General features: G+C 54.7%; 12 protein-coding genes. 9 read left to right on the top strand and 3 right to left on the bottom strand.

The window, feature by feature from the left end:
* Window positions 1-62: 62 nt before the first annotated feature.
* Entirely contained in the window at window positions 63-1991 is a 1929-nt protein-coding gene (locus MPQ_RS09285) for a sulfatase-like hydrolase/transferase (protein WP_013442671.1), read from the bottom strand.
* Window positions 1992-2272: 281 nt separating this feature from the next.
* On the opposite strand from MPQ_RS09285, the gene MPQ_RS09280 reads away from it, so the two are divergent.
* Both MPQ_RS09280 and recN read left to right on the top strand, forming a co-directional pair.
* Window positions 2273-3136 (top strand): NAD kinase, encoded by an 864-nt coding sequence (locus tag MPQ_RS09280; protein WP_041362253.1) that lies wholly within the window; start codon window positions 2273-2275, stop codon window positions 3134-3136.
* Window positions 3137-3164: 28 nt separating this feature from the next.
* Window positions 3165-4820: a DNA repair protein RecN gene (gene recN / locus MPQ_RS09275; RefSeq protein ID WP_013442668.1), complete on the top strand. Its 1656-nt coding sequence runs from the start codon at window positions 3165-3167 to the stop codon at window positions 4818-4820.
* Between the two features lie 3 nt (window positions 4821-4823).
* On the opposite strand, the gene fur is transcribed toward recN, so the two are convergent.
* Window positions 4824-5246: a ferric iron uptake transcriptional regulator gene (gene fur / locus MPQ_RS09270; protein ID WP_013442667.1), complete on the bottom strand. Its 423-nt coding sequence runs from the start codon at window positions 5244-5246 to the stop codon at window positions 4824-4826.
* A gap of 92 nt (window positions 5247-5338) precedes the next feature.
* Here fur and MPQ_RS09265 point away from each other — a divergent pair, with 92 nt between their 5' ends.
* The 6 genes from MPQ_RS09265 to MPQ_RS09240 all read left to right on the top strand — a co-directional run bounded on the left by MPQ_RS09265 (window position 5339) and on the right by MPQ_RS09240 (window position 12752).
* Window positions 5339-6178, top strand: a complete 840-nt coding sequence (locus tag MPQ_RS09265; protein ID WP_238525295.1) for an outer membrane protein assembly factor BamE — start codon at window positions 5339-5341, stop codon at window positions 6176-6178.
* Between the two features lie 85 nt (window positions 6179-6263).
* Window positions 6264-7070, top strand: a complete 807-nt coding sequence (gene dapB / locus MPQ_RS09260) for a 4-hydroxy-tetrahydrodipicolinate reductase (RefSeq protein WP_041362251.1) — start codon at window positions 6264-6266, stop codon at window positions 7068-7070.
* Between the two features lie 247 nt (window positions 7071-7317).
* On the top strand, window positions 7318-8433 hold the full coding sequence (gene carA, locus MPQ_RS09255) for a glutamine-hydrolyzing carbamoyl-phosphate synthase small subunit (protein ID WP_369750486.1): 1116 nt from the start codon (window positions 7318-7320) through the stop codon (window positions 8431-8433).
* A 78-nt stretch (window positions 8434-8511) separates the two neighbouring features.
* Window positions 8512-11721: a carbamoyl-phosphate synthase large subunit gene (gene carB / locus MPQ_RS09250; protein ID WP_013442663.1), complete on the top strand. Its 3210-nt coding sequence runs from the start codon at window positions 8512-8514 to the stop codon at window positions 11719-11721.
* Between the two features lie 85 nt (window positions 11722-11806).
* A complete protein-coding gene (gene greA / locus MPQ_RS09245) occupies window positions 11807-12283 on the top strand; it encodes a transcription elongation factor GreA (protein ID WP_013442662.1) in 477 nt (158 codons plus the stop codon).
* A 16-nt stretch (window positions 12284-12299) separates the two neighbouring features.
* Complete coding sequence (locus tag MPQ_RS09240; RefSeq protein WP_013442661.1) at window positions 12300-12752, top strand: DUF4149 domain-containing protein; 453 nt, start codon at window positions 12300-12302, stop codon at window positions 12750-12752.
* 25 nt (window positions 12753-12777) lie between these two features.
* Here MPQ_RS09240 and yhbY read toward each other — a convergent pair whose 3' ends face one another.
* Entirely contained in the window at window positions 12778-13071 is a 294-nt protein-coding gene (gene yhbY, locus MPQ_RS09235; RefSeq protein ID WP_013442660.1) for a ribosome assembly RNA-binding protein YhbY, read from the bottom strand.
* A gap of 117 nt (window positions 13072-13188) precedes the next feature.
* On the opposite strand from yhbY, the gene MPQ_RS09230 reads away from it, so the two are divergent.
* Entirely contained in the window at window positions 13189-13812 is a 624-nt protein-coding gene (locus tag MPQ_RS09230; RefSeq protein ID WP_041362249.1) for an RlmE family RNA methyltransferase, read from the top strand.
* Window positions 13813-13848 lie beyond the last annotated feature (36 nt).

Below are 13848 nucleotides of genomic sequence, written 5' to 3'. Positions count from 1 at the left end.
CATTGAAAATTATCCGGTACAAGCAGGAGGAGCGCAATAAGTATTACGCACCCCCGAGAGGCTTATTGCGGCTTGGGATGCTCTTTCACCATGTAGCGCGATAAATCCTGCATGAGCTGCAGCGTGGCAGGCTGTTTTTGCTGGGTGATGCGGGCTACCTGCTCAATCGGAATCGGTCTATCGTCGGCGGTGGTGATGCGGTTGCCTGCATAACCATCAATGCTGACGGGCTGGGTGATTTTGACATCCTGATCGATATAGGTGATCTTGCTCCAGTCCGATACATACGCATAAGTACGCTGTTCTTCACCAAACAGGTTGTAGCCTATGGCGTAATCCGACACGGGATTACTCACACCGAGTAATGGCATCAGGGTAGGGACGATGTCCATATGGCTGGTCATCTTGTCAGATACCTGTGCGGCTTGCCCGGGCACCCACAGTACCAGCGGTGTGCGGATCTGCTGATCTACGAATGTTGAGTTGTGACCCCAGTAGCCGTGTTCCATGAACTCTTCGCCATGGTCACCGACCAGTATCACGATAGTACTATCCAGTAACTGATGTTGTTTCAGGTAATCAAACACCCGCGCAAACTGGCTATCCAGGTGATGCACCGAATTAAGGTAGCGACTCTTGATGCCAGGCATGTTCTTTTTCAGGGTGGTCTTGTCTAGCGTGGCGTAATTGATGTCATCTTCGTAAGGCCGACGAATCACGCTTTCAGGCGGGAAGTAATAGCGTGCATGTGGCGACTCAAAAAACATGAAAGTAAAGAACGGTTTGCCGGGGTCACGCTTGTCGATGAAGTTGAGCATGTCTGTCACATTGGTGCGGTCATTTTCCCAGCCTGGCTTGCCATTTTTTTGCAGCGCATGCAGTTTTTCAGTGGCGACATGGCTGAAGATGGTTTTCTCAAATTCGGGATACGAGAACATGGCGCTGGTGTACAAGCTCATCTGGTAATGCTCTTGCTGCAGCACATCAATGATGGCGGCGCCACGTTGCTCTTTGAGGAAGGTGAACCAGTAATTGCCGGGAATGCCGGTAAACATGGAAAACACGCCCATGCGCGTGCCGTTGCCGCCGCTGTAGTTGTGGGTAAAACGGGCCGCCTGACCAGCAAACTGCCAGGTGGCGGGCATGATTTCCGGATTCAGCATATCGGCGCGCCAGGATTCTGAAGTCAGCCAGATAATGTTGTAGGGCTTGGCGGGCGTGGTGATCTGCAGCGGTGCCATGGGGTAATTGAGTCGGCCTTTGACATCCAGCTTGGGGCCGCGCTTGATTTCATAGCCCAGCTTGGCGAAGAAGTGGCGGCTGGTCACATGCTGGAAAAACGGAATGGTATCGGTCAGCGACATGATGGCATTGCGTCCGAATGCGTCATTGGCTGCGTAAGTGAAGTGGATGCCAAAAGTGGTCAGCGCCAGCATCGCCAGCGTGTAAAGATACATGCGTGCGGGCAGCCATTGATGTTGCAGTGTGCGCAGATAGCCCCACCGGATCAGCCAGAAAAGCCCACCCTGCACTGCAAAAAAACCCACAGCGATCAAGGCAAAGCCGGTGTTGGAAGCGCCGCTGCCACCCAGGGATAGCAAGCCGCCCGGTGTCATCACCAGATTAATGATGAAGCCATTGATAAACATGCCATAAAGCTCAAATACCTTGGCATTGGCAAACAGCAGCAGCAAGGTGGTGCCGGTCGTGAGAATGGCGACCAGGCTGGATGCTAGCGTGCTTGCCTCTTGGTCGGGCTGGCGTCGCCAGTTGCTAAGGCTGAACATCAGCCGGGTGAGCACGATGGCGGGAAGAAGATAAAGCCCGCCATAGCAAAGAAAGGCCACCGTGATGAAGACCAGCGCGCCCGGACTGGTGGCGTAAGCGGTATCAAAAGCGATCGAGTCAACAGATACCAGCAGCACCATCAGGTAACTTAACAGCAGAAAATGCGATAACAGCCTGGACTGGTGGCGTTTGCTGAGACTCATGCGGGGTAACCTGTTCAATGATTATTTGGGTGGCGGTTACCATGCAAGGCCTGTGCTTGCTGAGCACAATTTTATTATGTTGATGAATTCATGTCGGTTTTTGGTTGTTCAGGAAGGCGAGGCCAGCATGGGCGGGGGATAAAGTACGCAAAGTTGGGTAGCCGGCCTCTGTACTGCATGCAATGTTTGCACGCTTAGGATGGGGAAATTTCAGCGGTCGGTTGACGCACATCGTACCGGCGCTCTTCTGTGCTTATCTTATCTATGATTAAATGCATGCCATGAAAAATGCATTCCAAACGGTAGCGCTGATCGGGAAATACATGAACCCCGAAATGCGCGAGCAGATACTCGCGCTGGCCCGGTTTCTCGCGGAGCGGCAGATTGGTATTTTCATTGAGGAAAAAACCGCCGAGCAATCCCAGATCAAGGGCTACACGACGGTGCATATCAACGCGATCGGCGCCTATGCTGACCTTGCCGTGGTGCTTGGTGGCGATGGCACCATGCTGAGCGTCGCGCGTTCTCTGGTGGATTATCAGATTCCGCTCGTTGGCGTGAATCGTGGCCGCTTCGGGTTTTTGACAGATATCACGTCTGAATCCATGTGCGAAGCCATGAGCCTGATTCTGGCAGGCGAATATCAGACCGAGCAGCGCATTTTGCTGTCGGCCACGGTCATGCGTAACGGTGAACCGGTGCATCAGGGGCGGGCGCTGAATGATGTGGTCATCAATAAAAATGGCATGGCACGGCTGATTGAGCTGGAGGTGCATATCGATGGCCAGTTCGTGCATCGCCAGCGCGCCGACGGCTTGATTCTGGCGACCCCCACAGGCACGACGGCATACTCATTGTCTGCCGGTGGTCCGATTCTGCATCCTATGCTGGATGCCATTGCGCTGGTGCCGATTTGCCCCCATACCTTAAGTAATCGGCCCATCGCCATCAGCAGCCATAGCAAAGTGGAAATTACCGTGGTGCAAGCGCCGGATGTGCGTATGCATCTGGATGGCCAGATGCAGTTTGAATTGCAGCAGGGCGACAGGATACTGGTAGAGCGGGCGAAAAAAACCGTCACGCTTCTGCACTTGCTTGGCCATAGCCATTACGACATGCTCAGGGAAAAGCTCAACTGGGGTTGATTCCCACCCATCATCGCAGCAGGACACCATGTTACAGACACTCACTATCCGCGACTTCGTCATTGTCGATCAACTCAACCTCGAGTTTGATCGCGGCTTTACCGTATTGACCGGCGAAACCGGTGCGGGCAAATCCATCCTGATTGATGCGCTCTCTCTGGCACTTGGTGCAAGAGGCGAGGGTGGCGTGACCCGTAGTGGGTGTGATCGCGCCGATATCAGCGCCAGTTTTGACATTGCGGGTTTGCCTGATTTGCAGCAATGGCTGGATGAGCATGAGCTGCCGTCGGATGACCAGCAGCTGTTGCTGCGCCGCGTGATTTATGCCGATGGTCGCTCCAAGGCTTTTATTGGTGGCATGCCGGCAACCGTGCAGCAATTGCGTGAGGCGGGCGAATTCCTGGTCGATATTTACAGCCAGCATGCCCATCATTCGCTGCTCAAGACCAGTTATCAACGTCAGACCCTGGATCTGTATGCCGGGCAATCGGCCTTGGCGGCAGATGTCGCACAGCACTTTCATGCCTGGCATGCCTTGCATGAGCGGCGCCTGGCGGCCGAGCAGAATGCCGCGGCTTATGCGGATGAACTGGCGGAGCTGCGTGATCAGCTCCGTGAGCTTGGTCAGCTTGCGCCGGTGGCCGATGAGTGGGAACCCTTGCAGCAGGAGTATGCACGGCTATCCAATGGTGCTGGCCTTATTGCTGGCGGGGAGGCTTGTCGGCAGATATTGAGTGAAGGTGAATATTCCGTCATGCCGCAACTCAGCGCATTGCAGCATAAATTGCAGGCGCTGGTCGAGCTGGATGAAACCCTCAAGGAAGCGGCCGATACGCTGGATTCCGCCATCATTCAGCTGGAAGAAACTGACCGATCATTGAATCGCTATTTGCAGCGTACTGAGCTGGATCCTGAGCGCTTGGCCGAGGTGGAGTCGCGCATTCAGGCCTTGCACGGCATGGCGCGCAAACATCGCTTCCGGCCGGAAGAGTTGACGGAGCTGATGGCGCAATGGCAGCAGCGCATGGCCGAGCTTGAATTGATGGTCGATGATGGTCAGCTGGCGCAGCAGGAAAAGGCCGCATGGCAGACTTATCATGACCTGGCTCAGCGCTTGAGCAAGGAACGTCAGGTGGCGGCGCAACGTCTGTCCGCATTGATCAGTACCGAAATGCAGCGGCTGTCGCTTTCTGGCGGACGCTTCGAGGTGGCGCTTGCTGAGCAGCAGGCATCTGCGCAGGGGTTGGAGCAGGTCGAGTTTCTGGTCGCCGGGCACGCCGGTACGGCACCAAGGCCATTAAGCAAAGTGGCATCTGGCGGTGAATTGTCACGTATCAGCCTTGCCATTCGCGTGGTGACTGCGCAACAAGGCGATATTCCCACCATGATTTTTGACGAAGTGGATGTCGGTATTGGCGGTGGTGTGGCGGAAATTGTCGGCCAGTTACTGAAGCAGCTGGGGCAGGAACGTCAGGTGCTGGTGATTACCCATCTTCCACAGGTCGCCGCCCAGGGGCAGCAACACCTGCGCGTGAGCAAGCGTCAGCAGGATGGATTAACCCTGAGCCGGATTGATCCTTTGAGTGCGAATGAACGTATCAGTGAAGTGGCGCGCATGCTGGGTGGCGTGGATATTACCGAAACCACCTTGCAGCACGCGGCCGAGATGCTGGCTAAAGCCTAGCGCTTACTTGGGTTGGCAGGGCTGCTTGGTGCAGACGCCATAGATGTACAAGGAATGGTCCTGAATGGTAAAACCGCGTTCGGTGGCGGCCATTTTCTGACGCTTTTCGATTTCTTCATCAAAAAACTCTTCTACACGGCCACACTTGATACAGACGATGTGGTCGTGGTGACCGCCCTGATTCAGTTCAAACACGGCCTTGCCGCTTTCAAAATGATGGCGGATCAGCAGGCCAGCCTGTTCAAACTGGGTAAGCACGCGGTAGACGGTGGCAAGGCCTACATCTTCACCGGTGGACAGTAATATCTTGTAAACATCTTCTGCGGACAAGTGACGGTCTTTGCTGTTTTCGAACAGGCTCAACACCTTCAGTCTCGGCAGGGTCGCCTTCAGTCCGGCATTTTTTAATTCATCGGGTTCACGCATGATTTCGGTACTCAACTAGTATTTGGGATGTTGGTGTTCTGGCGTCTGGCTGTCATGGTATATTAACGCCATTTCCAGCCAAAGTCATGGTAATGCGCTACACAATTCTCTTACTGACCTTTTTATGTGCCGCCTGCAGTTCGGCATTTCCGTCGTTCAAGCCCTATCGCATGGACATCCAGCAGGGCAACATTGTCACCTCCAAAATGTTGATGCAATTGAAGCCCGGCATGAGCAAATCGCAAGCGCGATTTGTGATGGGGACCCCGCTTTTGCAGGATAGTTTCCACGGCGATCGCTGGGATTACTTCTATCAGTATCGCAAGGATGGAAAGATCATTCAGCAGCGTCGCGTCATACTTGAGTTTGAGAACGAGCAGCTGAAGCGTGTTCGTGGCGATACTATCCCGGCAGGTGTTGATCCCACGGTGCCTGAGTTGCAGCGTCGCTCAGTGGAGCCAGAAAAAGGCTTGTGGGACCGTCTGAAATTCTGGAAGTCGGATGAAGCTGCCACGGCTGGCGCTGCAGCTGCGACTGCCCCCGCCGTGGCCGAGACGCCATCCAGCAAGGATGCGCTTGACCCCATGCTGGTCAATCCACCTGCTTCGTCGCCTGCCCGCCCATCCGATGTAAGTGACCCGGCTGAGCCTATTGCACCAGCGGTAGTGCAGGATGCACCTGCTGCTGCACCGGCGCCAAGCAAGCAAGTGCCAAGCAAGCCAGCGGCAGCAGCTCCCGCCGCTACTCAGGCTGCCCCTGCCAAGCAGGCCGCGCCGTCGGCCTCGGGCAATGCGACTTCAGCGCCTGCTGCCAAGTCTGTACCTGCCAAGGCGGCTCCAGCAGCAGCTTCCAAGCCTGCGCCTGAAGAGGATTTGCCGCCAGAAGAAGACCCTGGCTACTTTGAGCGCATGCTGGAAAAGATTGGTTTCTAAGACGCTTCGCCACTAGCGTGGCGGCATTAATGTGTAATTTGGGCAGACCTCCGACGGGAGGTCTGTTTTGTTTTGTGAGGATGTCATGAAAAAACTGAATGTAGTGATCGCTGGTTGCAGTGGGCGTATGGGATATGCCCTGCTGGAGGGGGTGTTTGCCGATGAGGCCTTGCAGCTGCATGCCGCTCTGGACCGTCCAGACAGTCCTCAGCTGGGGCGTGACGCAGGCGAGCAATTCGGTCGAAAAACCGACGTATTGATCAGTCATGATGTTGCAGCCGCGCTGGCTGGTGCGGATGTGCTGGTGGACTTTACGCGCCCGGAACCCAGCTTGCAGTATTTGCAGGCCTGTCGTGAGGCGGGGGTTGCCATGGTCATTGGCACCACTGGATTTACCCCTGAGCAAAAGCAGCTGATTGAAGCGGCGTCGGCGGATATTGCGGTGGTGTTTGCTCCCAATATGAGCGTGGGCGTGACGCTGCTGATCAATCTGGTCAAGGAGGCAGCCAAGGTGCTGTCCGAAGGTTACGACATTGAAGTTATTGAGGCACACCATAGGCACAAGGTGGATGCGCCGTCTGGCACTGCCTTGAGATTAGGCGAAGCTGCGGCCGAGGCGTTGGGACGCGATCTGGCGAGTTGTGCGGTGTATGGCCGGGAAGGCGTGACAGGCGAGCGGGATCCCAGCACTATTGGGTTCGCCACCGTGCGTGGCGGTGATGTGGTTGGTGATCACACCGTATTGTTTGCAGGTATTGGTGAGCGTGTCGAGCTGACCCACAAGGCGAGCAGTCGCGCCACCTTTGCGCTGGGGGCGTTGCGCGCAGCCAAATTTCTGACGGGGCGCAGCAGCGGCTTGTTTGATATGCGGGATGTCTTGTCGCTCAAGTAAGCAGACACCGCGCGCGTATTGCGTCTTTTTGTGCAGTGTTGACCGGGTTTGAGCGAGCCCACTGCAAGAAGCTGCTAATTCATGTTGAAGTGAAAGGTCGCGTTGAAGAGAGTAGCCTTTTAGGCTATAATCTTGAAACTTTACAGGCGGGATAAGTTCGAACTTGTCCCGCTTTGCACATCCGCTGTTATCTTAGCGTCAACATTGAAAAACAAGGGGTTAGAACGTGCCGCAACACACACCAGCCATGTTGGTTCTTGCTGATGGAACTGTGTTTCGTGGTATTTCGATTGGTGCCCAAGGCCATACGGTTGGCGAGGTGGTGTTCAACACTTCCATTACGGGCTATCAGGAAATCCTCACTGATCCTTCCTACACCAAGCAGATCGTCACCCTGACTTATCCGCATATCGGCAACGTCGGTGTTAATACCGAAGATGTCGAGTCCGGTCAGGTATATGCCAGTGGATTGATCATCCGCGACCTTCCTTTGACGGATAGCTGCTGGCGCAGTCAACAAACACTTTCCGACTATCTGGCTGCCAATAATGTGGTGGCGATTGCCGATATTGATACCCGCAAACTTACACGCATTCTGCGTGAAAAAGGTGCCCAGGCTGGTTGCATTATTACCGGCGAGGCTGATGAGGCCAAGGCGATTGAATTGGCACGTGCTTTCCCCGGTCTTGCTGGCATGGACCTCGCCAAGGTAGTCAGCTGTACCCAGTCTTATACCTTTGATGAGGGGGAGTGGGTGCTGGGTTCGGGGTATGCCAAGCCTGAGGCCAGCCGTTACCACGTGGTCGCGTTCGACTATGGCGTCAAGCGCAATATCCTGCGCATGCTGACGGCCCGCGGTTGCAAGGTGACGGTGTTGCCAGCACAGGCTTCTGCAGAAGATGCCCTGGCGCTGAATCCTGACGGTATTTTCCTTTCCAATGGCCCTGGGGATCCTGAGCCTTGCGATTATGCGATTGAGGCTATCCGTACCGTCGTTGATCGTGGTGTGCCCACGTTCGGCATCTGCCTTGGCCACCAGTTGCTGGCTTTGGCGAGTGGTGCGCGTACCTTGAAGATGAAGTTTGGCCATCATGGCGCCAACCATCCTGTGCAGGATGCCGACGACCAGCGCGTATTCATTACCAGCCAGAATCACGGTTTTGCGGTGGATGCCAGCTCGCTACCGGCTAACCTGCGGGCTACGCATGTATCACTGTTTGATGGCAGTCTGCAGGGCATTGCCCGTACCGACAAGCCAGCATTCAGTTTCCAGGGGCACCCGGAAGCAAGCCCGGGCCCTGTGGAAATGTCCTACCTGTTTGATCGATTCATCAACATGATGGAAAAGCAAAAAACAAATTAACCGCCGGGCTGCGCCACGCATGCCAGAAACCGGCGTGCAGTGGTGGGTTTCGGCGCTCACCAGCGGTTTAAAGAACATATGGCAAAACGTACAGACATCAAATCCATCCTCATCATAGGCGCTGGCCCGATCGTGATCGGCCAGGCTTGCGAGTTCGACTACTCTGGCGCTCAGGCTTGCAAGGCTTTGCGTGAAGAGGGTTACCGCGTCATTCTGGTGAACTCGAATCCTGCCACCATCATGACCGACCCAGAAATGGCGGATGCGACGTATATCGAGCCCGTCACCTGGAAAATGGTGGAAAAGATCATTGCCATTGAGCGTCCGGATGCCTTGCTGCCGACCATGGGTGGCCAAACCGCATTGAACTGTGCCTTGGATCTGGCCAAGCATGGCGTGCTGGAAAAATACAATGTTGAGCTGATCGGCGCTTCAAAAGAAGCGATCGACAAAGCGGAAGACCGCGAGAAATTCAAGACAGCCATGACCAAGATCGGTCTGGGCTCTGCGCGTTCATCGGTTGCCCATAGTCTGGAAGAGGCATTGCAGGTACAAGCCAGTATTGGCTACCCAGCGATCATTCGTCCATCGTTCACTATGGGCGGCAGCGGCGGTGGTATTGCATATAACAAAGAAGAGTTTCTTGCCATATGTGAACGCGGTCTAGAGGCATCGCCTACGAGCGAGCTGCTGATTGAAGAATCGCTGCTGGGCTGGAAAGAGTACGAGATGGAAGTGGTCCGCGACAGCAAGGACAACTGCATCATCATCTGCTCCATCGAAAACCTGGACCCTATGGGCGTGCATACTGGTGACTCCATCACCGTGGCACCAGCACAAACGCTGACCGATAAAGAATATCAGATCATGCGTAACGCCTCGCTGGCGGTATTGCGCGAGATTGGTGTAGACACTGGCGGCTCCAACGTACAGTTCGCCATCAATCCTGACGACGGTCGCATGATCGTCATTGAGATGAATCCCCGCGTATCGCGCTCTTCTGCACTGGCTTCCAAGGCCACCGGGTTTCCGATTGCCAAAGTGGCAGCAAAGCTGGCGGTTGGCTTTACGCTGGATGAGCTGCGCAATGAAATTACCGGTGGTGCAACACCGGCCTCGTTCGAGCCATCCATCGACTACGTGGTCACCAAGATTCCACGCTTTGCGTTTGAGAAATTCCCGCAGGCCGATTCACGTCTGACAACGCAAATGAAGTCTGTTGGTGAAGTCATGGCCATTGGCCGTACCTTCCAGGAATCCTTCCAGAAAGCCCTGCGCGGCCTGGAAGTGGGTGTTGATGGCCTGGACGAAAAAACAACCGATACAGACCAGATCAACAAGGAGCTGGGCGAGCCTGGTCCTGAGCGCATCTGGTATGTGGGCGATGCATTCCGTGCTGGCATGACCGTAGAGCAGGTGCATCAGCTTTCCAAGATTGACAAGTGGTTCCTGGTACAGATTGCCGATCTGATCGCGCGCGAAGAGGCACTGAAAGGTAAGGGCCTGGCCGATCTGGACAAGAATCTGCTGTTCCAGCTCAAGCGCCGCGGCTTCTCTGACCGTCGCCTTGCCAAGTTGCTGGGTACCGATCAGCACGCGGTGCGGGCTTATCGCCAGGCACTCAATGTGCGCCCGGTCTACAAGCGCGTGGATACCTGCGCTGCCGAATTCGCCACTGATACCGCTTACATGTATTCGACTTATGAAGATGAGTGCGAAGCGCAACCGACCACCAACAAGAAAATCATGGTGCTGGGTGGCGGTCCTAACCGTATCGGTCAGGGTATCGAGTTTGATTACTGCTGTGTGCACGCGGCGTTTGCCATGCGTGAAGATGGTTACGAGACCATCATGGTCAACTGCAACCCGGAAACTGTTTCTACCGACTATGACACCTCTGATCGTTTGTATTTCGAGCCGCTGACGCTGGAAGATGTGCTGGAAATCGTGGCACTGGAAAAACCGGTTGGCGTGATCGTGCAATACGGTGGTCAGACACCACTGAAGCTGGCACGTGATCTGGAAAAAGCCGGTGTGCCGATTATCGGCACCAGCCCTGACGCCATTGACCGTGCTGAAGACCGTGAGCGCTTCCAGCAAATGCTGCAGGAACTGGGCCTGAAGCAGCCGCCTAACCGCACTGCACGTACACCGGAAGAAGCCATTCGCCTGGCGCAGGAAATTGGTTACCCATTGGTTGTGCGTCCATCCTATGTGCTGGGTGGTCGTGCCATGGAAATCGTGCATGAGCAGGCGCAACTTGAGCGCTATATGCGCGAAGCCGTCAAGGTATCGAATGAATCCCCCGTATTGCTGGACCGCTTCCTGAACGATGCATTGGAAGTGGACGTGGATGCATTGTCGGATGGTGAGGATGTCATCATCGGCGGCATCATGGAACATATTGAGCAGGCAGGCGTGCACTCTGGTGACTCAGCCTGTTCGCTGCCGCCTTACAGCCTTACGCAGGCGATGCAGGATGAACTTCGCGTGCAGACCGTGCAGATGGCCAAGGCGCTTGGCGTGGTCGGCCTGATGAATGTGCAGTTCGCGATTCAGGGCGATGTGGTTTATGTGCTGGAGGTGAATCCCCGTGCTTCGCGTACTGTGCCTTTCGTCTCCAAGGCCTGTGGCTTGCAACTCGCCAAAGTGGCTGCGCGCTGCATGACGGGCGTGACCCTCAAGCAGCAAGGCGTCACCAAGGAAATCGTGCCGCCGTATTACTCCGTCAAGGAAGCAGTATTCCCCTTCATCAAGTTCCCTGGCGTTGATACCATCCTCGGCCCGGAAATGAAGTCGACGGGTGAGGTCATGGGCGTAGGCAAGACCTTTGCCGAGGCGTTTGTGAAATCCCAGCTGGGTTCCGGTACCAAGTTGCCCAAAGCGGGCAAGGCGTTCATCAGCGTGCGTCGCGAAGACCGTGAGAAGGTCATCGAGATTGCACGCTCACTGGCAAACCTCGGCTTTCAACTGGTGGCGACCAAGGGTTCTGCGGCAGCGCTGGCTGACGCTGGCCTCAAAGTCACTCCCGTCAACAAGGTGGCCGAAGGTCGTCCGCATATTGTCGACATGATCAAGAACGGCGAGATCAGTTTTATTGTCAATGTGACGGAAGACAAGAAAGCCGTGGCGGATTCCTATGAAATTCGTCGCAGTGCCTTGCAGCAAAAGGTAACGTATTACACCACCCTGGCCGGTGCCAAGGCTGCGTGTATCGGCATGGCGCATATGCAGGAACTGGAAGTACAGTCCTTGCAAAGCTTGCATCAGCAGCTTACTCAGTCATAATATAGACCTACACAAAACCACGCCTTCGCCTCCAGGCTGAAGGTGTGGTTTTTGTTTTATAGTTTGCAATGGTAGAGAAAAGAATATGAATCAAATCCCAATTACAGTAAACGGCGCGGAACTGCTCAAGCAGGAGTTGCAACGCCTTCGCAGCGTTGACCGTCCCAATGTGATTCAGGCAATTGCCGAAGCGCGTGCCCAGGGCGATTTGTCGGAAAATGCGGAATACGATGCCGCCAAAGAGCGTCAAAGCTTTATTGAAGGTCGTATTGCCGAGATCGAAGCCAAGCTGTCGAACGCCATGGTTATTGATCCCAAGACGCTGAATGCGGAAGGTCGTTGCGTATTTGGCGCTACCGTTGAAGTGGAAGACCTGGATAACGGCGATGTATCCACCTACCAGATCGTGGGTGATGACGAAGCGGATATCAAGAAGGGCAAGATTTCCATCGGCTCCCCCATTGCCCGTGGTTTGATCGGCAAGACCGCAGGCGATGTTGCTGAAGTGATGGCACCTGGTGGTTTGCGCTCTTACGAAGTGCTGGATGTTCAATACATTTAAGGGGCGGGAGCGCTAGATGGGTGCCTGGTCAGACAAGCTTGCATTGCTGGTGATTACCCTGTGGGTAGGCGCCTTATGGGCAGTCGGCTATCTGGTAGCCCCCACGCTATTCAGCGCCTTATCAGATCGTCAGCTGGCGGGTAGCCTTGCCGGCAAAATGTTCACGCTGGTGGCTTACATCGGGGTGGGCAGTGCGTTTTATCTGTTGATCCACCGTCTTGCGAACTTTGGTACCACTGCGCTCAAGCAAGGTTTTTTCTGGGCGGTGGTTGTGATGCTGATATTGACCCTGTTCGGCCACTTTGGTATCCAGCCGCTGATTGCCCAATTGAAGGCGCAAGCCATGCCGGCAGATGTCATGCACAGCATTTTTGCCAGCCGTTTCAAAGCATGGCATGGCATTGCCAGTATTGCTTACCTGATTGAAAGTCTGCTGGGCCTGGTACTGGTGTTGAAGGCCAGAGAGTAATCCCCGGCCTTTGTGTTTCGGCTAATCAGGCGAAGCTGATTTTCGGATTTTCGCCCTGGCGATAGATCACCAGTTGCTTGCCGATATGATGGATGGCGGTGGCATGGGTTTTTTCGCAGATTTCTTGCAGCATGCTGACGCGGGCTGCCCGATCATCCCCGAATACCTTGATCTTGATCAACTCATGCGCCTTGAGGCTGACTTCGATTTCCTTGAGGACGGTGTCAGTCAGGCCATTGTTGCCTATCATCACAACCGGGTTCAGGTTGTGACCCAATGCGCGCAGATGGCTAATTTGTTTGGAGTTCAGTTCAGGCATATCATCTCGTGATGTTGGCGGAATACACGCTCCATCCAGAGGGTATCCCTTTGATTCAAAAAGGCCCGCAGTCTATCACATGCCATCATTCCTACCAAGAAGTACTATGCTTACACCATGAAAAGAACCAGAACCAGCAAGGGCTGGATGCAGGAACATGTCAACGACGAGTTCGTGAAACGGGCACAACGTGACGGTTATCGGGCACGCGCGGCCTACAAGCTCATGGAAATCGATGACAAGGATCAGTTGATCAAGCCTGGCATGACCATCGTTGACCTCGGGGCAACCCCTGGCAGCTGGTCACAAGTGGCGGTGCAGCGTTTGAAAGGGCAGGGCCGCATCATTGCGCTGGACTTGCTGGAAATGGCCGCTATCCCGGGTGTGGACTTTATCCAGGGCGATTTCCGTGAAGACGCTGTGCTGTTGCAACTGGAAGAAAAATTAAATAATCGTCCCATAGACCTTGTAATTGCCGACATGGCCCCAAATATATCCGGTATAAGTTCTGTCGATCAGGCGAATGCGGCTTATTTGACGGAACTTGCCCTGGAATTTAGCCTGAAATGGCTGAAACCGGGTGGTAATTTTCTGGTCAAAGTTTTCATCGGTTCGGGGTTTGACGAGATCATGAAAACCATGCGACTCGGTTTCGATAAGGTGGTGACCCGAAAACCAAAGGCCTCTCGTGATCGTAGCAGTGAAGTCTATTTGCTCGGATTGAAGCGCAAAGCCGATTGATTGGCGCCTGCGCAAGCGATCAAAATAGGTTTAGAA

The organism is Methylovorus sp. MP688 (genome assembly GCF_000183115.1).
GTDB classification, from domain to species: domain Bacteria; phylum Pseudomonadota; class Gammaproteobacteria; order Burkholderiales; family Methylophilaceae; genus Methylovorus; species Methylovorus glucosotrophus.
This window is presented reverse-complemented; position numbering and strand designations above follow the sequence as displayed.

What these genes read in the sequence shown, in the direction of transcription:
- recN (WP_013442668.1), top strand. Translation starts at nt 3,165, where the DNA reads ATGTTACAGACACTCACTATCCGCGACTTCGTCATTGTCGATCAACTC.
- MPQ_RS09265 (WP_238525295.1), top strand. Translation starts at nt 5,339, where the DNA reads ATGCGCTACACAATTCTCTTACTGACCTTTTTATGTGCCGCCTGCAGT.
- MPQ_RS09240 (WP_013442661.1), top strand. Translation starts at nt 12,300, where the DNA reads ATGGGTGCCTGGTCAGACAAGCTTGCATTGCTGGTGATTACCCTGTGG.
- fur (WP_013442667.1), bottom strand. Translation starts at nt 5,246, where the DNA reads ATGCGTGAACCCGATGAATTAAAAAATGCCGGACTGAAGGCGACCCTG.
- dapB (WP_041362251.1), top strand. Translation starts at nt 6,264, where the DNA reads ATGAAAAAACTGAATGTAGTGATCGCTGGTTGCAGTGGGCGTATGGGA.
- MPQ_RS09230 (WP_041362249.1), top strand. Translation starts at nt 13,189, where the DNA reads ATGAAAAGAACCAGAACCAGCAAGGGCTGGATGCAGGAACATGTCAAC.
- yhbY (WP_013442660.1), bottom strand. Translation starts at nt 13,071, where the DNA reads ATGCCTGAACTGAACTCCAAACAAATTAGCCATCTGCGCGCATTGGGT.
- MPQ_RS09285 (WP_013442671.1), bottom strand. Translation starts at nt 1,991, where the DNA reads ATGAGTCTCAGCAAACGCCACCAGTCCAGGCTGTTATCGCATTTTCTG.
- MPQ_RS09280 (WP_041362253.1), top strand. Translation starts at nt 2,273, where the DNA reads ATGAAAAATGCATTCCAAACGGTAGCGCTGATCGGGAAATACATGAAC.
- greA (WP_013442662.1), top strand. Translation starts at nt 11,807, where the DNA reads ATGAATCAAATCCCAATTACAGTAAACGGCGCGGAACTGCTCAAGCAG.
- carB (WP_013442663.1), top strand. Translation starts at nt 8,512, where the DNA reads ATGGCAAAACGTACAGACATCAAATCCATCCTCATCATAGGCGCTGGC.
- carA (WP_369750486.1), top strand. Translation starts at nt 7,318, where the DNA reads ATGTTGGTTCTTGCTGATGGAACTGTGTTTCGTGGTATTTCGATTGGT.